Origin of the sequence: Bacillus sp. OxB-1, assembly GCF_000829195.1 — a bacterium.
GTDB lineage: Bacteria > Bacillota > Bacilli > Bacillales_A > Planococcaceae > Sporosarcina.
Genome location: NZ_AP013294.1, coordinates 3345783 through 3371860, shown reverse-complemented (window position 1 = coordinate 3371860; position 26078 = coordinate 3345783). Strand labels below are relative to the sequence as shown.

Below are 26078 nucleotides of genomic sequence, written 5' to 3'. Positions count from 1 at the left end.
AAGTAAGAAAGTTTTATGTTTAAATGAAAGAGGTGTGACTTTGATCCCGAATTGGACGGTTTTAATACATAGAAATGCTTGTCATGACAACATTCGACCTCATTTCGGGTTGAAATTACATAAGTTTTTAAAAATATTCTACTAAAAAATCTTAGATTTCTCTTAATTGCCACTCATTAGTCAGGTTTTCGTCTACAAGAGCCCAAGCATGCAAAGGCGGATGAAAAGATGATGATACCAGTAGTTTGCTCGCTATTTCTCATCTTATGATATCCTAGGAGTTCCCTTATTTCCCCATTTGATTTCGTTGATGATTTTATTAATATGGTACTCGTTTTGTAATATAACCTTTCTTTTTGTAACGTGAAAGGTTATTTGTTGTAACCGTTTTGTAATATTCGACTGCTAGACTGTGTGTAGACTAAATCGCAAGGAGAAGAGCTATTGAGAAAATTTCTTGGGACCCTCATTATCGTAATTGCTTTATTGGTCAGCGGTGCGAATGAAAGCTATGCCGCATCGTCCACGTACACCGTAAAGAAGGGCGACTCGTTATATAAAATCGCGAAGACGCATCAGGTGTCGGTTGCCCAATTGAAATCCTGGAATAACTTAAAATCGAATACGATCCATCCGAAACAAAAATTGAAAGTGGCGGCTCCAAGCAAGACAGCCGCAGCGAAAAAAGCAGCAGCCAAACCGGTCGCGAAAACTCCGTCGCGGTCGGATGAAGGGAACGTCGTGAGGGAATTCACGGTTTCCGCCAGCGCCTATACAGCAAATTGCAATGGCTGTTCGGGTGTTACAAAAACCGGCATCAATTTGAAACGGAATCCGGATGTTAAAGTCATCGCCGTTGATCCGAATGTCATTAAGCTGGGAACGAAAGTGTGGGTGGAAGGTTACGGCTACGCAATCGCCGGAGATACCGGAAGCGCCATCAAAGGGAATAAGATAGATGTATTCTTCCCGACGAAAAGCCAAGCGTATCAATGGGGACGCAAAAGCGTTAAAATCAAGGTACTGGAATGACAAAGAACCAACCTCTTCGTGTAAGAGGTTGGTTCTTTACGTTCCCGGGAAGTGAAAAGGTGCTACGTCTTCAAACCAAATCATTGGAAAACGAACAGTTTAACTGAAATAGCTTTAATCAGGGTTCCTTTGTTGTGGAGTCAATTATTGCTTTCACTTCCTCAACGGACATTCCAGTGACCTCGGCAATAAAAGAGAGAGGAGTGGACTTCTCATAGAGCCTTTGAACAATTTCTATTGCTTTAGCCTCCTGTCCCTTTTCTCGTCCCTCTTCTAAACCTTGTTCTCTCCCTTTTTTTATTCCTTTTTTTATTCCTTTTTTTATCCCTTTTTCAAATCCCTCCTCTTCGGCATCGGCCAAACGCTGAATATGATCCCGTAACGCAATCTCTCGATTGATGGCGAGTTGGACTGTTTCGGGGTCCATGCTTAACCGTTTGATCTCTTCGAAGGCTTCTTTGAAAGCGGAACTTTCCATAGCGATTTCCTCCTTAGTCTCATAATCTCCTTTGAAAAAAAGCATCCATTTTTCCAGATTGTCCATTTCTTTTGATGATTTTTCCTGCTGTTTGCCTAATTGCAAGACATGAATCACCAAGTTGTTAGAAAAGACGATACCGGAAGTTGGTTCTATTAATTGGAATGTACTATGAATACCGCTAGAAGGCAACATTTCAAAATCAACAATAATAATTTGTATGACTTTTTTCAGGTTCACATAAGGTTCACTGCTTTTTATCTGCGAGGCATACGTTTTTGACCAATAGTACAGCACCCTTTCATTGAAGGCCTTATGCCGTTCCAATTGTACTTCGATGTTGATCTGCTCCCCGGTTCCCGTTATCGCCCTTAGATCCAAAATAGACAATTTATCGGATGAATGCCCCATCTTGTTTGTAGGATCAATAACTTTCAAAGAGATGATGGTCCCGCCTATAATCGAGTTGACGAAATGCAAAAGTAGATTATTGTTTCTTACATCCGTGAAAAACGATTTGAAAACAAAATCATTGCGTAGTTCAAGCAGTTTCACGCCGTATTGTTCGGGCTGCTCCTTCACTATAGCGACCAAAACGACACCCCCTAATTTATTAATTTCATTATAAAACATATGTTCTGTACTAGCAACCAAAATGAGTGAATATTCAATTTGGTTAAAATGACACTTTTTCAGGACAGTAAAACCCCTCAACCGGTACATCAAAGAACATGAACATATCTTTGAAATAGGCCTCCTCGATCAACTTGTCCAAGACCCCTTTGAAATAGCCCGGCAAGTTGCGGATCATCTTCGTTTTTGTCGCCATCACCGCGATGCGCAATGCCCGATAGGCCAATTCTTCAAAGATGTTCTGATCATTCTTATAAACTTCAAACTTCAGCATCCGTCCTGAAACCGCCCGATGAATTCCATAAAATTCGCGGGCATTTTTCGTGTCTCCGATCGTTCCGGCAAGAAGTTCTTTCATCCGGCTGAATAGGCTTGTGGATAACTTGGACGGTTCCTCGGGAGACGTTTTTATAAGATCTTTGGATTTTATGGATTTAGAAAGAAGAGCTTCGTCCCTAGAAATCTGCCCACTATCCTTGTTACTTAGGAAATTATAAAATTCGGGCATGTGGATAACCTTCAAAATTAGGTTTGTTTACGTCCAGCTCCGGGCGCTAGAGGCTCGGGGTCATAAGTCAAAGCTGCTCTGTGGCAAAAAGCGCCACGCCGCATCTTCGTCTTATGCCTGTCGCCTCTGAGCAAGCGCCCTGCGCTTTTGTTCTCGTCATGCGGTTTGTCGCTGTCATCCCGGTCGTTCATCTTCCCCTGGTCATCGAAGGGCAGGATGATGTAGATGTTGGCGCCGAGCCCGCTCATGACAGGGCGGATAAAGTGGACTTTTTCAATAATCTGCAGGGCGACGAGCTTGCGGATGGCCCGACGCACGGTCACATTCGATTTGCCTGTGACGTCTTTAATAGTTGCGTGTTTGAGATGGGCGGCCCCGTATTTCACCGAGTAGCGCCGGATGACGTCGAGCACTTGACGATCCGATTTTGTCATGGCATCCCAGTTATGCAAGACGTGCTGTTCTGCCGCAGCATCCATTTCGGCGATGGTGGTGAAGCGAGCGTATTCTTTCAAGTACTGTTTCATTTCAAATTCCCCCTTTACCCTCTACATAGAAGGGAGGGGTCGGAAAGGATACTCGGTTGGTAAAAAAACAACAAACATGCCCTGCGAAGATATGTGAGTAAGATGATTATGAACTTGTTTCGATAATAAAGTAACGAAAAAGAATATATATTTATTGTAAAACGATAAATTTTGTATTAAAATTATCTTATATTAATCCAAGTGAGGTGCTTTTTATGAAACAAGGGTCAACCCTTTTTCTAAAGTTGGCTGTCATCCTTATGGGAATTCCGGTTCTAGCATTATGTATTTTTTTAGTGCCTGAAATTGCGAACTTTGCTGCAGAACTATATCCCGATCATGGATTCCTGAAATATCTCGTGCTAATCGATTTGTATGCAGCGGCCATCCCTTTTTACGCAGCTCTTTACCAAGCGTTCAAGCTGTTGGTCTTAATTGATAAGAACAGTGCTTTCTCTGATTTGTCTGTGGCCGCACTAAAGAATATTAAATATTGCGGCGTTGCGATCAGTCTGTTGTATGTGGCGGGCTTGCCGCTGTTCTATCTCATTGCAGAGAAAGACGACGCTCCGGGCATCATCGTAATCGGAATGGTCATCGTTTTTGCTTCGATGGTGATTGCCGTGTTTGCGGCTGTCCTTCAAAAGTTGCTGCAAGAAGCCATCGTTATCAAATCAGAAAATGATTTAACGGTCTGAGGTGAACCAAATGACAATTATCATAAATATTGATGTGATGCTGGCGAAACGGAAAATGAGCGTCACGGAACTTGCGGAGAGGGTCGGCATCACAATGGCCAATCTGTCCATCTTGAAAAACGGCAAGGCGAAAGCGATCCGATTATCGACGCTGGAGGCGATTTGCAAAGCGCTGGATTGTCAGCCTGGCGATCTGTTGGAGTATCAGCCGGATGAGGGAGCCGATGATGAATAAAGCAATGAAAAGAGCATCTGCTTATGAATTCTCGACAGTGGAGCGCATGAAAGGTGCATTCCAACAAATTGTCCGTTTTGGCTGGGAGCAGGCACTTTCCTGTTTGTTCCCCGTCATCATTTTCGGTTCTCTAGCTCTAACTCAAGTTATTCCGCTTCCTTTCCTGCCGCGGTATGACTGGCTGCTCATCATTTTCCTTCTCACGCAGTGGGGAATGGTGCGTTCGGGACTTGAAACGCGGGATGAGCTGAAGGTCATCACGTTGTTCCACTTGATTGGCCTGGCTCTTGAGCTATTCAAAGTACATATGGGATCCTGGTTATACCCGGAAGAAGGATATATTAAAGTCGGAGGCGTGCCTTTATATAGCGGATTCATGTATGCAAGTGTCGCCAGCTATCTTTGCCAAGCGTGGAGGAGGTTACGGGTCGAACTTGTGAAGTGGCCGCCGTTTTTCGTTGTTATTCCACTAGGTGCTGCGATTTATTTGAACTTTTTTATGCATCATTTTTGGATTGACGTTCGTTGGTGGTTAGCCGCGTTCGTCATTCTCGTCTTTTGGAAATCTTGGGTCACCTATGAGGTGAATGGGACAAAGTATCGGATGCCAATCGCATTATCATTTGTGCTCATCGGATTTTTTATATGGATTGCTGAAAATATCGCCACATTTTTAGGAGCTTGGCAATATCCGAATCAAGCCGAAGCATGGAGTCTCGTGCATCTTGGAAAGGTGAGTTCGTGGCTTTTATTGGTCATCGTCAGTTTTCTAATCGTCGCTACGTTAAAGCAGGCGAAGGGAAAAATGAACTAATTTACGCTGAAGGGTGCATTGTCCCGATTGAGAGGATAAGAAGAAAAGCGAAGAAACATTGGATGGGCCTAGTCGCAGTTACTCTTTCCCTGCACATCCCTTAAGGATGGAAGCTTCTTTCCTATAATGATAAACTAGAAAGTTATTGCTATGGAAAGACATGGGGTGGGAACGTGGCATGGTGAAGCAACATGATTTTACAGAAGGGAATATTGTGAAGCAGCTCTTTTTCTTTTCGGCTCCTATCTTAATTACGAACTTACTGCAAGTATCATATCAATTCATCGATAGCTTATGGGTCGGTAATCTGATCGGGGCGGATGCCCTGGGAGCTGTGGCATTGTCTGGAACAGTCATTTTCACGGTCCTCTCTTTCGTGATCGGTGTGAATAATGCAGCGCTGACGATCTTATCCCAACAAAAGGGGAAAGGGAATGAGGCGGGACTTCGGCGATATTTGAACGCTTTTGTTGTCCTCCTAACGGTTATGGCAATCGTGCTTGGCGTGGCAGGTTACTTGCTGGCAGAGCCCATTTTACTATTACTCGGAACGCCGGAGAAGATGGTAGAAATGGCTGCATCCTATTTGCGGATCAATTTTATTGGGATTTTGTTTTTATTTGGCTATAATTTCATCGGCACGGCCTTCCGAGCGATGGGAGACTCAAAGTCACCGCTTTATTTCGTACTGACAGCTGTTATTTTGAATGCCGTATTGGACCCGTTTTTCATTGCTGTGTGCGGTTGGGGCATCGAAGGGGCGGGGTACGCAACGGTAGTTTCGCAAGGAATCGCTTTTCTAATAGGGATTTACTATTCCATCAAGGGAAGTCGCATACCGTTTTCCAAGCCCCATATTCCGGCGCGACACGAAGTACTCGCTATATTGAAATTGGGAATTCCCGCAGGTTTACAGATGAGTGTCATTTCCGCCGGAGTGATGGCCATCATGAGTGTAGTCGCGTCTTTCGGTCCTGCTGTAGTAGCCGGCTACGGGGCCGCCCAGCGGTTGGATAGCTTGATCATGCTGCCGGCGCAAGCGCTCGGAACAGCCGTCAATAGTATGGCGGGGCAAAATATCGGAGCGGGGAGATGGGACCGTGTACATCTGATTACAAGGTACGGCTTCCTGTATAATCTTATTGTCATGCTTATCTTGGCGTTTGCCATCGTTCTGTTCGCGGATTATGGGATCCGGTTATTCATCACAGAGACGGAAGCTGCCGATTTTGGTGCTAATTATTTGAAAATGATCGCTTTTTTCTATCCTTTCCTTGGCGTCAATTTCATCCTCAATGGGGCAGTCCGAGCAGCAGGAGCCATGTTTCAAGTTCTTGTTTTGAATATTATATCGTTTTGGGTGTTGCGCTATCCGATTACGTATTTCCTATCGGGCCTTTTCGGTGAAAAAGGAATCGCACTTGGCATGGGCATCAGTTTTATTATCAGCAGTATCATCGCATTCCTTTATTATCGATACGGAAGATGGAAAAAGGTGAATGCGATCGCGGATGGATCATAATAGAAAAAAGACAAGAAGGACGTCAGCTGTCCGACTTGTCTTTTTCAATTAGGGGTGTCTGCACAGGTTCCTTGTCGGTCACGTCCAGTATGTCGAGTAGGAAAACGAAGACGGGAATTCCAATGATCAGTCCCCAGACGCCAAAGAAGTTTTGTGAAAAAATAAGTACGATGAACGTATAAAAAACAGGCAAATCCGTTTTGGATGACATCAGTTTCGGATTTAGAATATACGCTTCAATGGCATGGATGACCATGATAGCGATGAGTAAGTAGGTGACGGTCAGGAATCCGCCAATTGTAAAGCCGATGATTGTGAGGGGAATCAATGAAATGATAACACCTGCGACTGGGATGAGTCCCAGGAAGAAAATCATAATGGCTAATCCGACGATTTGCGGGTAGCCCAATACCATTAACACAATGACCGATAAAAAAGTATTGACGAGGGCAATGATAAATTGCGCCTCAATCACTTTGCCGAATGTACGAGAAAATTTCTTTCCGAAAAATTCAATTTCATAATAAAATGGAGCAATCTTACTGTTTTTAAACTTACCCGTGAATTTGATGAGGTTCGGTTTTTCAAGAAGGAAAAACAAGCTCAAAATCAAAGCGATTAGCACTTGAACACTCGTTTTACTAATATCTGAAAATGATTTCAGTAAAAACGAAAAGCCGTTCTCGATATAAGCCTTGATCTGTTCTCCGGAAATAATGGATTCCAGCATGCCTAGCAAAGGGTTTTCATGTGGCTGCGTGAAGAAATTCGTCATTTGCTTAATGAGTTGGCTTATTTCCAGCGAGATGAGTGGAAAATATTTCACAACACCGACTGTCAGTATGCTGACTATCACTGTATAAAGTATGATGACAATCAGTTTATGATTCAATCGAACACGCTTTGCCGTAAATTCAACGAGCCGATTCATTAAAAATGAAAAAATAAAGGTAAGCAAAATTAAATTCATCATACTTCTCACACTGAATAGCAAAATGATGATTAAGGCAAAAATGATAAATCGTTTTACTTCTTTTTTTCTAAATAGTTCTATTAGCGCATCCACGTAAACAAATACCCCTCGTATTCAATTTTCATGTATAAAAATCCACCTATGTTCCTTTAATGTTAGTATCCTCTTGTCTGCTAAAGATTACAAGCAAGAACTCTTTACCTATCGTAGTTTTTGACAATTTAAGTGAATAACTATACGAGCGGGAAAGTATCATGAATTCAAATAATGCTTAGAAACAATTCGAAATTGTTTTCCGAATTGTCTTGGTGACTGTGGACCAGAAAAGGTATTCAATATTTTATGCTTACTCTCCCAGGGTTTCGTCCAGTTTCAATTGCCACTGGTGGCCGATTTTATCCAGAAGTTCTTCAGGGGAGCACGCCAAATTTTTCGCGGGAATGTTCACTTGTGACGGAAGAAGCCCCTGATTGAGCTTGTTCAATATGCGTTTAATCCCGCTGGAGCGATCAATTATCAAGTTGGGATCAAAGGTGAAAATGGCGAGGAACAATTGTCCGCTCATTGTAATGAATTCAACGCTCTCGATCTCTTCCCATTTCACCAGTCCGGCTCCGATAAAACTGGACCGATCGATAATTCCTTCATCCGTGATCATGACCGCGGGCTTTCGGATCATCAATTCCTTTACATAATAAACCCCGCCCAAGCCAAAGAAGGCGATGGTTATGACCCCGATTATTCCTAGCCAAAACGGTGATCCTTCTTCCGTTGATATCCACAAAAATAAAACGCCCAACAATGTGAATAGCAAGGAAAAGATGGACAGCATGAACATCCTTCCCTTTTTCGGATAAATTTCTATCGTATTCAAATTTCCCTCTCCTTCCAATAGACTAATTGGTTATCTGTTTGACAAAATAGTAAGCCTGGCATTTGTCCAAAAGATAATGGAGCCACAACTTTTATACCATGCGTACTTACCAGAAGACCACCAACATTTTGTCTCGAAAGAGCAAGTTGTACAGAATGGAATACAGAGCACTACAAAGTCCAACCATCGTTATGGCAACGGCGGCAGGGTGAAAATGGAAATCACCGATTGCTTGAGACCTTCTCATATACCTGCCTGGGTCGATTTCGGAGAAGCGATAGGAGTGGACTTGACAAACCGTTTTTCTAGATCTTTCTGTTTTCCTGTATTTACCGATAAGATTCTAGTATTTGATGGCGACATTTCACTATCTATCTATGATCAGGCATTTTATGAAGATTTAAAGGATTTTGATGAAGAAGCCTTGAATTTTGACACTGGAGAGAATATAGAGCACTGGATTGCATTGTATTGGGAAAGTATGATGACGTTGAATGAATATATTTCACAAAAACCATATAGGAAGCCGGAAGTGTTGGTGTTTGATCCTATTCCTAAAGAACTCATCAACATTTGCGAGGAAAATCTTTAATGCCCCTTATGGACATTTTCAAGCAGAGCCAAATCAGCTATGATTGGAAAACAGTTTATGCAGGGATAAAATTAGATCTCCTAAAACCTAGTGAAATCACCAGCTATGCAGTCGAGTTAGTAACTCGCCGTTCAGAAATAAACGATCAAAACTTTATTCAGCTCGCTTGGGGAGAAGATCCAGATAATGAGATTGTATTGATACGTTTATTGGAGGAGTTAGGTGTTCAGGACTTGGACTTAGATGCCGACATCTGGCAAATTGAGAAAAGGAAATGGCGATTTGCTTTATTAGCTTCCCTGAAAATGAAGTATCCAGACGACTTGAAGGAGTTATTAAACCAGGTTGCTGAAGTGTATGCTGATTTTGATTACCCGGAAGATATGGAAAGCTTTATTAACTATCTGCCTCCTCCAAAAGGCTTTGATCATTCCCGATACACGAAAGAAGAAAATATTGTCAGGCTAATCACCTCGTTTAATGAATTTCTAACTAAAGAACAGCACTTCTTGCAGCATGCTACAGAGCTAGGGACAGAGAATATTCCAGAAGGTGATTGATTTGTGCGGCGAGAGACAAGCCAAGATGGAGTTATTAAAAAGAAAAAGCAGGAGGAAGAAGTTGATTGAAGAATTGCACTTCATGGATCTTCCGGTAGCCCCTTTTTTAGACGATGATGATAATGATTTATTTTGTAAAAAAGTATTCTCATTACTTGTCACAAAGGAAAATAAGGTCCAGGTGCAAGGGAAGGACTATATAGAAAATATTCAAAAGTCAAAGCGCTTATTGCATGAATGGATTGAGCGGATTGAAGACATCCTCAACAAAGGAAGGGTACTGTTTTTTAGAGAGAATGAAATAGAAGCCGTTTTGGTTGAAGTAAATGAAGTATTTCGTAATCTGGAAAAAGTTTTTGAAGTAACCAAATTTTCGACAGGGTATGGAGACTTTATTCTCGTTGGAGAAGATTTTAATTTTGGTTTATGTATAGAAAGAACAGAGTATTTTTATGAACTTATGGTTTGGGGGTTGGAATAAACGAGGAATTCGAGAATCTTGATTGGCTGAATGTCTATCAAGGTTTTTTTGCAGGTCTTCGGAAAATGGGGCAGGGTTCAGGAATCGGACTTTGATGCTTTGTTATCAGACGACTTGGAGGAATTAGTAAACCAGCTGCCGAAATATATGCTGTTTTTGCTTAACCAAAAGATACGGAATGTTTTATTAATCATCAAACTCCTCTGAAATTTCCAGGATTTTTTCATGAAAAGATTAGGGGATGATATTCTTGTTCAAAGATGAAATAAATGAGGAATTTATGGCTTTTAAAGAGGCGAACGAAGGGAATTTCACATGGTGGAACTATGTCAATATGAAATCGGATATACACACAGCTCTCGGGTTTGCAAAGTTTTTCTATCCGGATATTGTTGAGGTGGAAGGATGCTTTTTATTAAAAGATAAGTTCTCACAAAAGAATTTCAGTAGGTGGAAAGAGGACTATCAAAATGATAAAGTGACCATCGAAAAAATGATGAACCTGTACCAAGTGAAAGATTTTTTTCATATCAATGTTGGTGAAAAAGACCTAAGGGACCCAATCCAGGCATTAGGAGAAGCCCTTAGGCAATTCTGGTCCCTTAGCTTTAAAGACAGGTTTCCACATCGAAATATAGTTGTAAGTGTTTTCGAGGAAGAAGACGGAGAATTGTTTATTACTGTCCATGAACAATGACAAAAAAATCACTCAATTTTACAGGCGCCCTGCCTGAAGCCGGAAGTGTTAGTTCGAACCTATTCCGAAAGAACTCGTCCACGCTTGTGAAGAAACCTTTTAGTATCCCCTTTAAACGATACCCAATTTCTTTCCGGTATCAACGAGGGCGTTCAGCAATTGCTGAAGATGGTCATCCGTATGGCTGGCCATGAATGTGATACGGAGCCGGCTTGTCTGTTCGGGTACCGTCGGTGGACGGATTGCCGGTATGAAAATGCCGCGCTCCAGCAGCCGATGTGAAAAATACATTGCGCGTGCGGCATCCCCGACTAACACAGATAGGATGGGTGTCTCGCCGGAGCCGAGCAGTTGGAACCCTTCATCCTTCAGAGAGAAAAACACTTTTTGGACATTTTGCAGCAGCTTTTCCCTTCGATCAGGCTCTATCCGTAGGATGCGCACCCCTTCGCGGGCCGCCGCAACGGTAGCCGGAGCTAAAGCAGTCTGGAAGATGAACGGCCTTGCCCGGTTTTGCAAAAAATTTATAGCGGATGCGGAGCCGGCGACAAATCCGCCTTCAGCACCGATCGCCTTGCTCATCGTACCCACCGTGAAGTCAATCCGATCTTGAACACCAAAATGACTGGCCGTTCCTTCTCCGTCCGGCCCGAGAACGCCTGATCCATGGGCATCATCCACTAAGACATTCGCATCGTATCGTTCCGCCAGTTCCACAATTTCAGGAAGTGGCGCGATGGTGCCATCCATACTGAAAACCCCGTCAGTCACAATGAGTTTCTTGCCGGAACCAGTCTGCGAACGCAATTTCAATTCCAGATCCGCCATATCACGATGCTTATAGATTATGGTTTGTGCCCGGCTCAACCGGCACCCGTCAATCAGACTCGCATGATTCAAAGCATCGGAGAAAATGGTATCTCCTTTTTGCCCGATGCTTGAGATGATGCCAAGGTTCGCCAAATAGCCGCTGCTGAAGACGAGAGCGCTTTCCGTCCGCTTCCAATCGGCAAGTTCTCTCTCAAGCTGTTCGTGGAGAATCGAATTGCCCGTCGTCAGCCTCGCACCTCCTGCCCCCGTCCCGAAGTCCTCAATCGCTGCGATCGCTTTCTTTTTCAAGCGGGAATCCGTCGCTAGCCCAAGGTAGTTGTTCGAAGAGAACAATAGGAGCCGTTGCCCATCAATGACGGCTTCCGCTTCGTTGCCGGTCGCAAACGTGCGCATCGACCGAAGAAGGGATGTTGACTCCAACTGTTCCAAGGTTTTAAAGAAGCGTTGTTCCATTATAGTCCTCTCCCTTTTGTCGATATCAGGACCGGGCATTTTTCAAGATAGCGGATATATTCATCCACATCCGTGTTCGGCAGGATGAAAAAGACCCGCCCTCCGGTTTCGCAGCCCATCTCTTTTAACGGGGAAACCCGCGTATATCCGTAAGTCCCGCTGCTGACATAGCCTGCCGTATAATCCGGATCATCGGACCAGCACAGCTCAGCGACCGTAAAAGGGGAAGAGGCCACTTTGGAAGCGATCGCCATCGCATCAAGGATCCGTTCGTTTGCCGTTAGCCCGGCATCAGAGTCCCATCCGAACCGTGATACCCGGATCCCTTTCAGGCCGCGGGCGTCCATCCGCTGGCCGGAATGGGCTTCCACTAAAATTGCGCCCCGATGTGTAGGACCGTTCAGTAAATGATGAAACGCGTTGTCGATCGCAATCTTTGAAACCCCTATCCCTTTCAGCAACTCCACCGCTCTTCCTCGACCTTCTGTAATAGAGGAACCATCATACCGCCGAACAGGTAAGGATTTTATTTTCTTAATGCCATGAGCCGGGACTTTCTCGACGGAAATCTGTAAGAAGTCAGGGTTTCCGCGGGTGTGCATACGGGCTTTTGAGAGGAAGTCCAGAACTGATTTCTCCAATCTTCTCTCTTCCACCAAAGCCTCGGCACCTGAAATATGCTTTCCTCCGTCCTCATGGGCGCCGCCTTCCGCGGCACGCATCCGAATGCTAAATAGCTCGTTTTTCATATTGTCGGCTCCCTACTTTTTGGTATGTTGATCTAAGCAGCTTCGTTAACGGCCAGGCGCATGCTGCCGTGATGAGCATTCCGGGAATGGTTGGTATGTATAGCGTCCAGAACGGCACTCCGAGGGTCAGCGCCAGCCCAAGCCTTGCCATGGTCGTGCCAATCGGACCGGCAATCAGGAGTACGGGCAAGGAAGTTCCGAAGAAGACGAGGATCAGGCCGACAGTCAACCGGAAAATCATCGAGATTTCTATGTTAATGATCGTATGTATGCCAAGCAGAAATAAAATGAGGCTGGAAAGGATGCCCGCGATCAGATAGCGCTTGAATCCAAACACAGCTGCAATGGCAACCGCAAGTGGGGCCGAGAGTTGAAATTCGGACCCTGGAATGCCAGTCGGGATTTTAAAAGAGCCCGCGATAATAATTAAACAGGCCAGGACCGATATTTCCGCCATTTCGTATGCCGTGAACTTTTTCATTTGTTCCACCTCTTTAAGTTAACTTATTTCTAAATTATGTTAACACATTTACGGAGGAAAGTAACTACTAGCGATAACAAAATGGGCGCAACGTTCCATGGCAACCCTGAAAATTCTGTTTCTAAAAAAGCGCCGATCTCCGATAGGTCAGCGCTTTTTTATTGCTTAGAAATAATATTGGCATGTGGGTAACTTCCAACTGTGGGCGTTTTAGGCCAGGCTCCGGGCGCTTTAGTTCTATGGTGTCCTACCAGCCATCGGGGCGATTGCGGGGATCGTGCCTATTCTTTCGATAAAAAGTTTGCCTGGAATAATTGTTGCGATTGCGATTTCTGTCAGACCAACCTGGTTGATTACGGGGATCTTCGGAAATTAATTTCTCTAAGCCTGAGCGATCGGTTTTTCTGATCACTTTCTGAATTTCATCCTCAAAAAATAGTGACATGTTGTCCCCCTCCTTTCTAGCGAAATTGGAGAAAGGAGATAAAGTTTCTAAGTTCAGCTAGTAATTATTATCTTTATTTATTCCTTCCCCTTCCTCTAAAATACGCCGTTATTTGGAGGGCGATGGGGACATGTGCATACTGATTATATTAAAAATTGAAAGAGGCTCGGTTCTAAAAAAAATACACAATTCAATCAGGACTTGAAACCCTGGCTATAGCCTGGATTTATAATCTGAATTGCGTTTAAATTGTATGGGTGACTGTCACCTTTACAAAATGGTACACTATTTGATACTGAAAGGGGAATAAACGATGGATGTCTATATTGTGACGGGCGCATCCAAGGGAATAGGGTTCGCTCTTTATCGCCAGTTACAGGAGAAGGGCCATAAAGTAATCGGTATCGCCAGGACGAATCCCGCTGCTATTGAACATTTGATAACCGCAGACCTATCGGAGACAGGCCATCTAGAAAACCTGATGGAAAGCCTGATTCGGGAAAATATCGTGCAAGCGGATTCCTTCACGTTGATCAATAACGCCGGAACGATCGAACCGATCGGATTGACGGGGACATTGGATGCCCGGGCACTGGAGAGAGCGATATCCGTCAATCTGACGGCACCTATGATCCTGTCCAATACGTTTATCGCGATCTTGCAGAAATTTACTGGAACGAAGAAGATCCTCAACATTTCCTCGGGGGCTGGCCGCAAACCGTATACAGGATGGGGGGCCTATTGCACGACCAAAGCAGGACTGGACCACTTTTCACGGGTGGTTGCATTGGAACAGGAAAAAGAGAAGCATCCAGTCGAAATCGTCTCGATTGCACCAGGCATCATCGACACGGGAATGCAGGAGACGATCCGGGCGAGTGAGCGGAAGGATTTCCCGATGTTGGATCGATTCATTGATTACAAAGAGACAGGAGCGTTGGCCAGCGCGGAACAGACCGCCGAAAAATTGCTGGCGTTTTTGGAACAGGAAGATTTTCAGGCTGTCGGACCGATTGCTGATATCCGGCAATTTAAATTGTAAAGGTGACTGTCCCCTTTACAATTCAATTAACGATGAAAGTGGGTAGTATGGATGGAAACGATTGTATGTTTAGCAGATGTTTCATTCCAAAGAGGGAAAAAAGAGATTTTACATAATATTGATTGGGAAATTCGGGAAAATGAGCATTGGGGGATTCTTGGACTGAATGGTTCGGGGAAAACCTCTCTATTGAATATTATTTCAGCATACAACTTCCCTTCGAGCGGGGAAGTGACCGTACTTGGAAACAGATTCGGGAAGACGAACTTACCGGAACTGCGTAGGCAGATCGGTTTTGTGAGCAGTTCATTGGAGCGGTTTTCGCAATATTTCCAGAATGATCCGGTGGAAAAAGTAATTGTCAGCGGGAAATTTGCAAGCTTCGGCGTTTATGAAGAAGTGACGGAGGCAGACTGGGACCGCGTCGATCAACTGCTTGATGCTTTCCGTTTATCGTTTTTGAAAGGGAAGTCGGTGCATCTAGTTTCGGAAGGGGAAAAGAGGCGGGTGTTGATCGCGCGGGCGTTGATGAGTGATCCGAAAATGCTCATTTTGGACGAACCGTGCTCCGGATTGGATATTTTGTCGCGTGAACAGTTTTTGCAGGCGCTGGAGACGGTATCCCAAAACGGCTGTCATATCGTCTACGTCACCCATCATATCGAGGAATTGGTGAAGGACATCACGCATGTGCTTCTATTGAAAGGAGGGCGCATCGTGGCGGCGGGCCCGAAATCGGATGTTATTACCGATGAGCTGCTGTCGGAAACGTTCAATGTTCCGGTCACCGTGCAATGGCAAGAGGGGCGTCCTTATTTATCTGTTCAGCAAACGGAAGTGTCGTCAAAAGTATAAGGAAGTAACTCATTGAAAGACAGGCAGCAGAAAATTTGCTGCCTGTCTTTGTGTAGATGGACCGTTATGATCGTTTGTTTGGAACTATGAGCGGTTCGTAACGGGTATAAGCGCATGTTTGGAACTATGATCGCTAGTTGGAACTTATGGGCGTTTCCCATAAGTTATAAGCGTAAAATCATTATTTATGGGCGCTGGTGAAAAGTTATAAGCGCTTATAGGAAATGTTACGTGGTAATCAACTAATTGGAATTTATTCCACTGTCCGAATTTCCTCAAAATCCCGGACCTTTTCAAATGCGACTAGAAACGGGGGGTTGTTTCGCTGGTTGAGCAATTCGTAGCGGATGACGTGCACGTCCGCTTGATGCAATGTTTTCACGTAGGAGAGCAAAGCATCTCTTTCCTCTTTTCCTCCCTCATGGCCATCATAAACCGAAACCGCGATGATTCCGCCCTTTTTCAGCATGCCGAGCAAATGGTGGATAGCCTGAATGGTCGTCTCCGGTTTCGTGATGACCGATAAATCCTCACTATATGGCAAGTAGCCAAGGTTGAACATCGCCCCTCCGATCGGACCTTCCACATATTCAGACACATTGGAATGGCTGTCCAAAATGAGGGAGACGCGTGGATTTAGGTCCCCGAGCCGTTCCTTTGTCGAATCGAGCGCAGCCTGTTGGATATCGAAGGCGAAGACATGTCCCGCTTCCCCGACTTGCTCCGCTAAAAATAGTGTGTCATTGCCGTTGCCCGCCGTCGCATCGACCACGGTTTCTCCCGGTAGGACCGTTTCTGCCAGCAGACGCTTCGCCATCGGAAGCACCCGGTGAAGTTTGATTTGATTCATATCGTTTCGACCGCTTTCTCGTAAAGTTTCCCTTGCCAGCTTCCCCGCCGTTCGAGTTCCTTGTCGATGCCGTTGAGCACTTCCCATTTCGTCACACTCCACATCGGACCGATCATCAACTCGATCGGCCCGTCGCCGGTGATGCGGTGGATGATCATGTCCGGCGGCAGGATCTCCAACTGGTCGGCGACAAGCTTGATATACTCCTCTTTCTCCAGGAACTCGAGCTGGCCTTTTTCATATTGTTTCACCATCGGCGTCCCTTTCAATAGATGAAGGAGGTGGATTTTAATGCCTTGGACGTCGAGCTTCGCCACTTCACGGGTGGTTTCCATCATCATGTCATAGTCCTCGAGCGGCAGTCCGTTAATGATATGCGTGCAGACGCGGATGCCATGCTTCCGGAGTTTTTGTACTCCTTCGACGTACGTTTGGAAATCATGTGCTCGGTTGACCAAGTTTGCCGTTCTTTCATGGACTGTCTGTAAACCGAGTTCAACCCATAGATAAGTCCGTTCGTGCAGTTCCGCCAAATATTCGACGACGTCATCCGGCAAGCAGTCCGGGCGCGTGGCGATCGAAAGGGCGACGACACCTTCCTGTGCCAAGGCCGCTTCAAATTTTTCCTTCAGTTTGGGCAACGGCGCGTGGGTGTTCGTGTACGCTTGGAAATAGGCCATATACTTGCCTTCTTTCCATTTCTTGTGCATTTTATCGCGGATTTCAGCGAATTGGACATCGATCGGATCTACCCGGTCGCCCGCAAAATCACCGGATCCGGCCGCGCTGCAGAACGTACAGCCCCCGAAAGCGACCGTGCCGTCCCGATTGGGGCAATCAAACCCCGCATCCAAGGCGACTTTGAACACTTTGAAACCGAATTCGTCCTTCAAATGCCTGGACCATGTATAATATCGTTTCCCTTCGGTCGGGAAGGGGAATAGTTGTTTTTCCACATCTTTCACTCCTCTGACAAGTAGATTGTACCACGTTTTTTCATATTTCATCATCACCGATCAATTGTCTTCGCATTCTCTTACAGGGTGATGGGCAGACACCCGGAAAAAGGTTGAAAAAGGTATCTGCCATTGCAACATTGCAAATCTTCTGTTTTAATGAAAGAGAAGTACTTTTGCAAAAGGGGGATGTTGGATGAAACCGATTTATTCATCTGCACAAGAAGCAATTGCACACATCGAGGACGGCGCTACCTTAATGGTTGGCGGCTTCGGATTAGTGGGGATTCCGGAGCAACTCATTTTGGCGCTTGTCGAAAAAGGCGTCAAAGATTTGACGGTCATTTCTAATAACTGCGGAGTCGATGATTGGGGACTCGGACTCCTGCTCAAAAATAAGCAAATCAAGAAAATGATCGGATCCTATGTAGGGGAAAACAAAGAGTTTGAACGTCAAGTGCTAGCCGGCGAAATCGAAGTGGAATTGACGCCGCAAGGTACGCTAGCGGAGAAAATCCGTGCGGGCGGGGCAGGCATTCCAGCTTTCTTCACACCTGCGGGAGTAGGGACCGTCATCGCGGAAGGGAAAGAGGTCCGTGAATTCGATGGCAAGGAATATGTCCTGGAGGAAGCGCTACATGCCGATTTCTCTTTGGTCCGTGCGGCGAAAGCTGATAAATTCGGAAATCTGATCTACAATAAAACGGCGCAAAACTTCAACCCGATGATTGCTGCGGCTGGGAAAGTGACCATTGCTGAAGTGGAAGAGATCGTGGAAGCGGGCGATTTGGATCCCGCTACGATCCATACACCGAGCATCTATGTGCAAGGACTTCTGCAAGCGGAGCAGGAAAAACGGATTGAGCGTCTGACGACTCGATAAGGAAAGGGGATCGTATTAATGGGACAAGTAAATGTGCGCGAACGTATTGCAAGAAGAGCTGAAAAGGAAATTGAAGACGGCAACTACGTCAACCTTGGAATTGGAATGCCGACATTAGTCGCGAACTATATATCACCGGAAAAAACGGTCGTCCTGCAATCGGAAAACGGATTGCTCGGCATCGGACCTTATCCGACGAAAGATGAAGTCGATCCGGATTTGATCAACGCCGGAAAGGAAACGGTTACATCGATTCCCGGATCCTCCTACTTCAACAGCGCCGAGTCTTTTGCGATGATTCGCGGGGGGCATGTGGATGTCGCGATTCTCGGAGGCATGGAAGTGTCGGAGAATGGCGATTTGGCCAACTGGATGATCCCCGGCAAGATGATCAAAGGGATGGGCGGCGCAATGGATCTGGTCCATGGCGCGAAGAAAATCATCGTCATCATGGATCACGTCTCAAAAGACGGTTCCCCGAAAATCAAAAAAGAATGCTCCTTGCCGTTGACAGGTAAAGGGGTCGTCGATCGAATCATCACGGAGCGGGCGTTGATCGATGTCACTCCGAACGGATTGGAATTGAAAGAAGTGTTCGAAGGATATACGATCCAGGAAGTAATCGATTCGACGGAAGCCGATTTGATTGTAAACGATGTCAAAGAAGGCGTTAGTTGATGGTTGTTAAAATGTGATGAATCGGGTAAACTAGTACCAAATAGTGTCGGTTTTGAAGAGGATTAGTAATCGTTCATGTCGATTTTCAGAGAGCAGGCGGTTGGTGGGAGCTTGCAACGGCAGCGATGAACTCGCCTTGGAGCCTGCATTGGTGAAATGACTAGTAACCCATGCCGTTTTCCGCGTTAAGGATTCAAGTTGGGCAGCCTTGCTGTCAATTTGGGTGGTACCGCGGGAATGCGTTTTAGACTCTCGTCCCTTGCTAGTTTAGGGGCGGGGGTCTTTTCGTTTGAATGGCAGGACTAGCGGACTGATACATATTTGATTAGGAGGAATTTTTTCATGAGTTACAACCATGTCGAGATTGAAAAGAAATGGCAAAAATATTGGAAAGATCACCAAACATACAAGATGGTCGACGATCCGTCCAAGCCGAAGTTCTATGCTTTGGATATGTTCCCGTATCCGTCGGGGGCGGGGCTTCATGTCGGTCATCCGCTAGGCTATATCGCAACGGATATTTTAAGTTCATTCAAACGGAAGCAAGGGTATAATGTCCTGCATCCGATGGGTTGGGATGCGTTCGGTCTGCCGGCGGAGCAGTATGCGCTGGACACAGGAAACGACCCGGCTGAATTCACGGCACGCAATATTGCGACGTTCAAGCGGCAAATGCAGGATCTTGGGTTTTCCTATGACTGGGACCGGGAAATCAATACGACGGACCCAAGCTATTATAAATGGACGCAATGGATCTTCATTCAATTGTATAAAAAGGGTTTGGCGTATGTCGATGAAGTGCCGGTCAACTGGTGTCCCGCTCTTGGAACCGTATTGGCGAATGAAGAAGTGATCGATGGCAAGTCCGAGCGTGGCGGCCATCCGGTTGAGCGACGCCCGATGCGCCAGTGGGTGCTCCGCATTACGGAATATGCGGATCGCTTGCTTGAGGATTTGGATGATTTGGACTGGCCGGATAGCTTGAAAGATATGCAGCGCAACTGGATCGGCCGTTCGGAAGGGGCGCAGCTGACATTTGAAATCGATGGAACTGATCTTTCATTCGAAGCATTCACGACACGACCGGATACGATTTTCGGCGCAACGTATGCGGTGCTGGCGCCTGAGCATAAATTGGTCGAACAAATTACAACTGCCGGGCAACAAGCGGCAGTCGAAGCGTATTTGGAAAAGGTGAAATCGAAGAGCGATTTGGAACGGACGGACTTGGCGAAAGAAAAAACCGGCGTCTTTACGGGAGCGTATGCGATCAACCCGGCAAGCGGCGAAAAAATGCCGATCTGGATCGCCGATTATGTTCTCGCGTCATATGGAACTGGCGCCATCATGGCGGTCCCGGCACACGACGAACGCGATTATGAATTCGCGAAAGAATTTGATCTGCCGATTGTCGAGGTCGTAGAAGGCGGAGATGTTTCGAAAGAGGCGTATGTCGGTGACGGTCCACACGTCAACTCCGGTTTCCTCGATGGACTAAGCAAGGATGAAGCCATTGAAAAGGCGATCGCTTGGTTTGTTGAAAACGGCAAAGGCGAAAAGAAAATTACGTACCGCCTCCGTGATTGGCTCTTCTCCAGACAGCGCTATTGGGGCGAACCGATTCCGATCATCCATTGGGAAGACGGTTCCATGTCACCTGTGGACGAGTCGGAATTGCCGCTGAAGCTGCCGGTGACGGACAATATCAGACCGAGCGGCACGGGCGAATCGCCGCTTGCCAATATCGAAGAATGGGTCAATGTCGTTGATCCGGTAACAGGCATGAAAGGCCGCCGCGAGACAAATACGATGCCGCAATGGGCGGGAAGCTGCTGGTATTATATCCGGTATATCGACCCGAACAATGACGACATGATCATCGATCCGGAACTGGCGAAACGTTGGCTGCCGGTCGACATTTATGTCGGCGGGGCAGAGCACGCCGTTCTGCATTTGCTGTACGCGCGCTTCTGGCATAAAGTGCTGTACGATATCGGTGTCGTCCAAACGAAAGAACCATTCCAAAAATTGTTCAACCAAGGGATGATCTTAGGGGAAGGCCATGTGAAAATGTCCAAATCCCTCGGCAACGTCATCAATCCGGATGACATCGTCCATTCACATGGCGCAGATACGCTGCGTCTTTACGAAATGTTCATGGGGCCGTTGGAGGCCTCGAAAGAATGGTCGACGAACGGGTTGGAAGGCGCTCGCCGTTTCCTCGATCGGATTTGGCGCTTGTTCGTCAATGAAGACGGCACGCTCAGCTCGAAAATCGGCGGGGAAGCCGGTGGGCCGCTTGAGAAAGTTTACCATCAGACGGTGAAGAAAGTGACCGAGGATTTCGAAGGCATGCGCAATAATACGGCCATTTCCCAATTGATGGTATTCATCAATGAAGGCTATAAAGTCGACTCGATTCCGAAAGAGTATGTGGAGGGCTTCCTTCTGCTCATCTCGCCAATCACTCCGCACCTTGCGGAAGAGATTTGGGAAAAGCTCGGCCATACGGATACAATCACGTATGAAACATGGCCGACATACGATGAGTCGAAACTCGTAGACGACACAGTCGAGATGGCGATCCAACTGAACGGCAAAGTCCGCACGAAAATCGTCGTATCGAAAGACGCGACGAAAGAAGAGCTCGAGCAATCCGTCATGGAAGACGAGAAAGTGAAAGAGCTGCTCGAAGGTAAAGACGTGAAAAAAGTGATTGCAATTCCTGGACGGTTGGTAAACATCGTCGTTGGAGGATAACAAAAAATCCGCTGGAAGCCCCAAGCTTCCAGCGGATTTTTTGTTGTTTGAGCAGGTGACAGTCACTTATACAATTTGTAAACTATTCTGAATTGTGTCTAAGTTGTCTTGGTGACTGTCACCTTTCGGAGGTGAATTCCCCGGCGCTCATGCCGGCGATCCGGCCGGTGACGAGGGCGGAGGTGATATTGTAGCCTCCTGTGTAGCCGTGGATGTCTAATATTTCCCCGCAGAAATAAAGCCCTTCTTTCATTCGCGAGGCCATTGTCTTTGGGACGATTTCCTTGACGGAGACGCCTCCGCCGGTGACGAATGCTTTTTCGATCGGTTGTGTGCCATTCACTTTCATGGTGAAAGCTTTCAACAGTTTCGCGAGCATCCGAATTTTTTCAGACGCGATGGTTGCACCCGTTGCGGCCGGATCGATTTCCGCTTCATCCAGTAGAAATAGGAGCCAGCGTTCCGGGACCATGCCTTTCAGAGCGTTTTTCACCGCTTTTTTTGGATCCTCTTTCAGTGATGTGTGAATGAGTTGGAACGCCTTCTCTTCATTATCCGTTGGAAGGGAGTCGATCCGCATGTCGACGGGCTGATTGCCGTTTTTCATCCGCTCTTTCACAACAAATTGGCTGCAGCGTAAAATGGCGGGTCCACTTAACCCGAAATGGGTGAAGAGCATGTCCATTTGATGGGTGACGAGTGTTTTCCCTTTTGCGTTCAGCACGGAAACTGCTACGTCGCGCAAAGCGAGTCCTTGCAGTTCCCTCGAAACGATGAACGATTCATTTGACAATAAAGGGACTTCGGTCGGGTATAACGTAGTCACTGTATGACCGGCGCGCTCCGCCCATGGGTAGCCGTCCCCCGTTGACCCCGTTTGCGGAACCGCTTTTCCGCCGACCGCAACGACGACGGCTTGAGATCGGATTTCCTCTCCCGATTCCAATCGCACCCCGAGCACTTTTTCATCATCCATCAGCAGCTTTTTCACGCGTGTCTCGAGTTTCACTTGGACGTCCAATCGGTCCATCTGCTGTAACAGTGCATCGACGACATCTTTCGCTTTATTGGAAACCGGGAACATGCGCCCGTGGTCCTCTTCTTTCAGTGCGACTCCGAGCCCTTCGAAAAACCGGATGATGTCTTCATTGTTGAAGACCGAAAAGGGGCCGTATAAAAAGCGCCCGTTGCCCGGAATATTTTTGACGATTTCCTCTAGCGGAAGCCGATTAGTTACGTTGCAGCGACCGCCGCCTGAAATCGCCAGTTTCGTGCCGAGTTTTTTTCCTTTTTCCAAAAGTAGGACTTTCCTTCCGTTTTCGGCTGCGGCAATCGAAGCCATCAAACCGGAGGGCCCTCCACCGATGACGATGACGTCTACATTATTCTTTCTGTCGTAAGACATAATAAAATCCCCTCGTTACCTATAATCTGTCCACATTATAACACTCGTCGGCTGAATTGGGCGTATGCGGGAAATTCTGTAACCATTTTCATCCTGAACCGACCCATTGTATAGGTATCGATCCAGAGGGAGGCAGCATAGATGAGGAAAAGAATCGGTTTGGTACTGGCCGCTTTGTTCCTGGCAGGTTGCGGGACGGCGGAAAATAGCTCCGGCCTGGCACCGAAGGAAAAATCGGCTGGAAATGAGCGGGAGATTGTCGCGCAGCTTAAGCAGACTGTCAAGGAATCCAAGTTAAGGGAAGCTGCATTGAAGGAGCTTGAGGAAAATGGTCTTCTGGATGATCCGGAAATGAAGGAGGACTTGGCCGTGCAAGCTATTGAAGGTCCGGCGGTAATGGAGGCGCTGGATAGCGTCTATGGTGAAGAGGGACACCGGAAAGAAGGCGTTCTTTTCTATGAAAATCAATCGGACAATGCGGCGCAACCGGGCATTTGGATAGGAATCCAAGATCCGGATGAACGGTTGGACAAGGTCGTGGATTTATTGCAGCAACAAGTGGGTGCCGGTAAAATTCTGGCGAGTCCAATCCATTTTTACCGCAGCGCCTACTCGGAAGACGACCTGCGGCAACTGCAGGATGACGTGCTGGAGGCAATCCAGCCGATGAATACCGGCCGCGGATCATTGGGCATATCAGCAGACGTGAAGACGGGGGATATTGAAATATCTCATGACTTTTTGAAAGAGGGACAGCAGGAAGAACTGCGGCATCAATTCGCAGACCACCTCCTCCATTTCGAACAGACCGGGAGGATGGTTGCGGAGCCGGGCGAGCCGACAACGACTTATCCGGAGCAACCGTTCACTACTACCCCTTCCACTGAAGGCTCCTATGTCATGGAAATCGGGGAAGGACAGATGCTTGTCGTTGATGCAAAGCCGAGGGATTTCGGCTCGGGTGACTTTTACGACGCTGTCTATTACGGCTACCCCGACGCGGCAAACGATTTGAAGGTCGGCCAGCGGGTGAAGGTGGAGGCCAGCGGACCCATCGCTGAATCGTATCCGGGGCAGGGGAGCGCCAAATATGTGGAAGTCCTGCCCGAGTATAAGCCGGAACAGGCAAAGCTGTCCGAATCGGAAGTCATTGGTAAAGTGATTCAACAAGCAAAAAAGAAATTAGAAGGCATGGTCATTATTCGATCGATTACATTTAATGAAAAAACAGCGAATTGGAAAGTAGAAGCAATGCAAAGTGGAGAGGATCAAGTAAGTGTAATTAAAATCCAGGACGAGTAACTATAGCGTTGAGAGCATTCCTATTGAATCAAAAGTCCGAAAGAATTACTGTTATAGTAAGGCTTAGGAAAATTCAATTTATGAAAAGGGGTATTAAACATGCGTAGCCATCTAAAACATTTTATTAATGGTGAATGGGTCGAATCCACCGGTTCAAACACAATTGACGTCATCAACCCAGCTACTGAGGAAGTGATCGGGCAAATCAGTGATGGAACAACAGAAGATCTTGATAAAGCCGTTGCAGCAGCCCGGGCCGCTTTTCCTTCTTTTTCCCAAACAACAAAAGAAGAGCGTATTCAACTATTAAATCGGATTGCTGATGAATATGAGAAGCGTAAAAGTGATATCGTTGAAGCGATCACACAAGAATTGGGCTCGCCGCTTTCAATGAGCGAAAAGTCTCACTACAAAATGGGATTGGGACATTTCCGTCAAGCGGCAAAAGAATTGGAAAGCTTTGAATTTACCGAAAGACGCGGGAATACGTTAATACGCAAAGAGGCAATCGGCGTTAGCGGTCTAATTACACCATGGAACTTCCCGACAAACCAGACATCCACAAAGCTTGCAAGCGCTTTTGCCGCTGGAAGCACTGTTGTGTTAAAACCATCTGAGCTTACACCATTCGCTGCAATTATTCTCGCTGAAGTTTTTCAGGCTGCTGGCTTACCAAAAGGTGTCTTTAACCTTGTAAATGGTTTTGGCGAAGTCGTCGGAAATGGTATCAGTTCTCACCCAGATATTGATTTTGTATCCTTTACCGGTTCCGGAGCTGTCGGTCAAAAGATTAGTGAAAATGCCGCGAAAACGATCAAAAAAGTAGCACTCGAACTCGGAGGAAAATCACCACTTATTATACTGGAAGACTATGACATGAAAAAAGCGGCTAAAATCGCGGTTTCAAATGTCGTTTTCAACTCTGGCCAAGTATGTACAGCGGCAACAAGAACGCTTGTTCCAAAATCGAAACACGATGAATTTATCGATGCTGTGAAAGAAGTCTTGCCCGACTTTCGTGTTGGCGATCCACAAGATAGCAAAAGTTTCTTGGGGCCGCTTGTTTCTGAGAAACAGTACCATCGCGTACAAGGGTATATTGAGAAAGGACTGGAAGAAGGTGCTACACTCATTGCAGGTGGAACCGGCAAACCAGAAGGCTTGGAAAAAGGGTACTTTGTAAAACCAACCGTATTTACGAATGTGCAAAATAGTATGGTGATCGCTCAAGAAGAAATCTTTGGACCGGTCATGTCAATCCTAGCTTACGAGAATCTTAATGAAGCGATTGAAATTGCCAATGATACGATATATGGATTAGCAGGTTATGTTATTGGGGAAGATGTCGAAACTGTGGAAAAGGTCGCTTCTTCCATTCGAGCTGGTCGTATTGTCGTGAATGGGGCCCCTCAAGATTTCTCTGCACCATTTGGAGGCTATAAACAATCCGGAATCGGCCGTGAATGGGGAGACTACGGCATTGAAGAATATTTGGAAATTAAATCGGTAGTCGGCATGCCGTCATAATACCTTTAAATTCAGCTTATTTCCAGACTTTAATTGGAGAGGTAATGATTAAAACTTTAAGCAAAGTCAGCTTCTATAACATCTGTTAGAGGTAACGAGCTCCCAATGGGAGCTCGTTTTTGTCTGACGGGCAGTTATAAAAAGGGATAGAATACATTGTGCAAAGGGCGGATGAGGGGTACACTGTATAATGGAATGAGACCGGCTTGCAACCCTTTCGGCCTGCGTTCCGTCTAA

The 26078-nt window shown here is 46.2% G+C and carries 28 protein-coding genes and 1 other annotated feature; of the genes, 16 read left to right on the top strand and 12 right to left on the bottom strand.

The genetic code is table 11. From position 1 onward, the window contains the following. Positions 1–444: 444 nt before the first annotated feature. Positions 445–1032, top strand: a complete 588-nt coding sequence (locus tag OXB_RS16735; protein ID WP_041075698.1) for a 3D domain-containing protein — start codon at positions 445–447, stop codon at positions 1030–1032. 118 nt (positions 1033–1150) lie between these two features. Here OXB_RS16735 and OXB_RS16730 read toward each other — a convergent pair whose 3' ends face one another. The 3 genes from OXB_RS16730 to OXB_RS16720 all read right to left on the bottom strand — a co-directional run bounded on the left by OXB_RS16730 (position 1151) and on the right by OXB_RS16720 (position 3178). Further along, a complete protein-coding gene (locus OXB_RS16730) occupies positions 1151–2104 on the bottom strand; it encodes an Rpn family recombination-promoting nuclease/putative transposase (RefSeq protein WP_041075696.1) in 954 nt (317 codons plus the stop codon). 82 nt (positions 2105–2186) lie between these two features. Beyond that, positions 2187–2651, bottom strand: coding sequence for a hypothetical protein (locus OXB_RS16725; RefSeq protein ID WP_041075694.1), 465 nt, complete (start codon positions 2649–2651; stop codon positions 2187–2189). Between the two features lie 17 nt (positions 2652–2668). Beyond that, on the bottom strand, positions 2669–3178 hold the full coding sequence (locus OXB_RS16720; RefSeq protein ID WP_052484123.1) for a hypothetical protein: 510 nt from the start codon (positions 3176–3178) through the stop codon (positions 2669–2671). Positions 3179–3393: 215 nt separating this feature from the next. Here OXB_RS16720 and OXB_RS16715 point away from each other — a divergent pair, with 215 nt between their 5' ends. The 4 genes from OXB_RS16715 to OXB_RS16700 all read left to right on the top strand — a co-directional run bounded on the left by OXB_RS16715 (position 3394) and on the right by OXB_RS16700 (position 6447). Then, positions 3394–3876: a DUF2975 domain-containing protein gene (locus OXB_RS16715; protein WP_041075692.1), complete on the top strand. Its 483-nt coding sequence runs from the start codon at positions 3394–3396 to the stop codon at positions 3874–3876. A gap of 10 nt (positions 3877–3886) precedes the next feature. Beyond that, positions 3887–4111 (top strand): helix-turn-helix domain-containing protein, encoded by a 225-nt coding sequence (locus OXB_RS16710; RefSeq protein ID WP_041075690.1) that lies wholly within the window; start codon positions 3887–3889, stop codon positions 4109–4111. A gap of 46 nt (positions 4112–4157) precedes the next feature. Beyond that, complete coding sequence (locus OXB_RS16705; protein ID WP_041077041.1) at positions 4158–4925, top strand: DUF817 domain-containing protein; 768 nt, start codon at positions 4158–4160, stop codon at positions 4923–4925. Positions 4926–5106: 181 nt separating this feature from the next. Further along, complete coding sequence (locus tag OXB_RS16700; protein WP_144399765.1) at positions 5107–6447, top strand: MATE family efflux transporter; 1341 nt, start codon at positions 5107–5109, stop codon at positions 6445–6447. Between the two features lie 22 nt (positions 6448–6469). Here the strand turns inward: OXB_RS16700 and OXB_RS16695 are convergent, their stop codons facing one another. Further along, positions 6470–7513, bottom strand: a complete 1044-nt coding sequence (locus OXB_RS16695) for an AI-2E family transporter (protein ID WP_052484122.1) — start codon at positions 7511–7513, stop codon at positions 6470–6472. Between the two features lie 253 nt (positions 7514–7766). Continuing rightward, positions 7767–8294 (bottom strand): STM3941 family protein, encoded by a 528-nt coding sequence (locus tag OXB_RS16690; protein ID WP_041075686.1) that lies wholly within the window; start codon positions 8292–8294, stop codon positions 7767–7769. A gap of 214 nt (positions 8295–8508) precedes the next feature. Between OXB_RS16690 and OXB_RS19100 the strand changes: the two genes are divergently transcribed. The 4 genes from OXB_RS19100 (at position 8509) to OXB_RS16670 (ending at position 10624) form a co-directional block, all read left to right on the top strand. Continuing rightward, positions 8509–8886 carry a DNA polymerase III gene (locus tag OXB_RS19100; RefSeq protein ID WP_331711224.1) on the top strand — a complete coding sequence of 126 codons (378 nt, stop codon included), beginning with the start codon at positions 8509–8511 and terminating at the stop codon, positions 8884–8886. Beyond that, the gene (locus OXB_RS18535) at positions 8886–9446 is read left to right on the top strand and encodes a DUF2247 family protein (RefSeq protein WP_231860329.1); all 561 of its coding nucleotides are present in this window, start codon (positions 8886–8888) and stop codon (positions 9444–9446) included. The genes OXB_RS19100 and OXB_RS18535 overlap by 1 nt, the downstream gene beginning before the upstream one ends. A gap of 61 nt (positions 9447–9507) precedes the next feature. Continuing rightward, positions 9508–9927 (top strand): YxiF family protein, encoded by a 420-nt coding sequence (locus OXB_RS16675; protein ID WP_231860328.1) that lies wholly within the window; start codon positions 9508–9510, stop codon positions 9925–9927. 241 nt (positions 9928–10168) lie between these two features. Continuing rightward, a complete protein-coding gene (locus OXB_RS16670; protein WP_231860327.1) occupies positions 10169–10624 on the top strand; it encodes a hypothetical protein in 456 nt (151 codons plus the stop codon). A 111-nt stretch (positions 10625–10735) separates the two neighbouring features. On the opposite strand, the gene bioF is transcribed toward OXB_RS16670, so the two are convergent. The 4 genes from bioF to OXB_RS16650 form a co-directional block, all read right to left on the bottom strand. Beyond that, positions 10736–11908, bottom strand: a complete 1173-nt coding sequence (bioF, locus tag OXB_RS16665; protein WP_041075682.1) for an 8-amino-7-oxononanoate synthase — start codon at positions 11906–11908, stop codon at positions 10736–10738. Further along, the gene (bioW, locus tag OXB_RS16660; protein WP_041075680.1) at positions 11908–12657 is read right to left on the bottom strand and encodes a 6-carboxyhexanoate--CoA ligase; all 750 of its coding nucleotides are present in this window, start codon (positions 12655–12657) and stop codon (positions 11908–11910) included. Before bioW ends, bioF begins: the two co-directional genes overlap by 1 nt. Continuing rightward, entirely contained in the window at positions 12638–13138 is a 501-nt protein-coding gene (locus OXB_RS16655; protein ID WP_041075678.1) for a hypothetical protein, read from the bottom strand. The genes bioW and OXB_RS16655 overlap by 20 nt, the downstream gene beginning before the upstream one ends. Positions 13139–13385: 247 nt before the next feature. After that, positions 13386–13583 carry a hypothetical protein gene (locus tag OXB_RS16650; protein ID WP_041075676.1) on the bottom strand — a complete coding sequence of 66 codons (198 nt, stop codon included), beginning with the start codon at positions 13581–13583 and terminating at the stop codon, positions 13386–13388. A 313-nt stretch (positions 13584–13896) separates the two neighbouring features. Between OXB_RS16650 and OXB_RS16645 the strand changes: the two genes are divergently transcribed. Further along, the gene (locus OXB_RS16645; RefSeq protein WP_041075674.1) at positions 13897–14625 is read left to right on the top strand and encodes an SDR family NAD(P)-dependent oxidoreductase; all 729 of its coding nucleotides are present in this window, start codon (positions 13897–13899) and stop codon (positions 14623–14625) included. Between the two features lie 51 nt (positions 14626–14676). Then, a complete protein-coding gene (locus OXB_RS16640; RefSeq protein ID WP_041075672.1) occupies positions 14677–15480 on the top strand; it encodes an ABC transporter ATP-binding protein in 804 nt (267 codons plus the stop codon). 253 nt (positions 15481–15733) lie between these two features. Here the strand turns inward: OXB_RS16640 and OXB_RS16635 are convergent, their stop codons facing one another. Together OXB_RS16635 and OXB_RS16630 are read right to left on the bottom strand one after the other, a co-directional pair. Next, positions 15734–16330 carry a tRNA (mnm(5)s(2)U34)-methyltransferase gene (locus OXB_RS16635; RefSeq protein ID WP_084212519.1) on the bottom strand — a complete coding sequence of 199 codons (597 nt, stop codon included), beginning with the start codon at positions 16328–16330 and terminating at the stop codon, positions 15734–15736. Further along, positions 16327–17286, bottom strand: coding sequence for a TIGR01212 family radical SAM protein (locus OXB_RS16630; protein WP_041077030.1), 960 nt, complete (start codon positions 17284–17286; stop codon positions 16327–16329). The genes OXB_RS16635 and OXB_RS16630 overlap by 4 nt, the downstream gene beginning before the upstream one ends. 196 nt (positions 17287–17482) lie before the next feature. Here OXB_RS16630 and OXB_RS16625 point away from each other — a divergent pair, with 196 nt between their 5' ends. The 3 genes from OXB_RS16625 to leuS all read left to right on the top strand — a co-directional run bounded on the left by OXB_RS16625 (position 17483) and on the right by leuS (position 21607). Beyond that, complete coding sequence (locus OXB_RS16625; RefSeq protein WP_041075670.1) at positions 17483–18169, top strand: CoA transferase subunit A; 687 nt, start codon at positions 17483–17485, stop codon at positions 18167–18169. 18 nt (positions 18170–18187) lie between these two features. Continuing rightward, a complete protein-coding gene (locus tag OXB_RS16620) occupies positions 18188–18847 on the top strand; it encodes a CoA transferase subunit B (protein WP_041075668.1) in 660 nt (219 codons plus the stop codon). Positions 18848–18890: 43 nt separating this feature from the next. Beyond that, positions 18891–19110 (top strand) — a binding site (T-box leader). A gap of 79 nt (positions 19111–19189) precedes the next feature. After that, positions 19190–21607, top strand: coding sequence for a leucine--tRNA ligase (gene leuS, locus OXB_RS16615; RefSeq protein WP_041075666.1), 2418 nt, complete (start codon positions 19190–19192; stop codon positions 21605–21607). A 118-nt stretch (positions 21608–21725) separates the two neighbouring features. Here the strand turns inward: leuS and OXB_RS16610 are convergent, their stop codons facing one another. Next, positions 21726–23012 (bottom strand): NAD(P)/FAD-dependent oxidoreductase, encoded by a 1287-nt coding sequence (locus tag OXB_RS16610; RefSeq protein ID WP_041075664.1) that lies wholly within the window; start codon positions 23010–23012, stop codon positions 21726–21728. A 141-nt stretch (positions 23013–23153) separates the two neighbouring features. On the opposite strand from OXB_RS16610, the gene OXB_RS16605 reads away from it, so the two are divergent. Together OXB_RS16605 and OXB_RS16600 are read left to right on the top strand one after the other, a co-directional pair. Next, positions 23154–24314 carry a DUF3221 domain-containing protein gene (locus tag OXB_RS16605; RefSeq protein WP_041075662.1) on the top strand — a complete coding sequence of 387 codons (1161 nt, stop codon included), beginning with the start codon at positions 23154–23156 and terminating at the stop codon, positions 24312–24314. A 99-nt stretch (positions 24315–24413) separates the two neighbouring features. Continuing rightward, a complete protein-coding gene (locus OXB_RS16600; protein ID WP_041075660.1) occupies positions 24414–25841 on the top strand; it encodes an aldehyde dehydrogenase family protein in 1428 nt (475 codons plus the stop codon). The last annotated feature ends 237 nt before the right edge of the window (positions 25842–26078 follow it).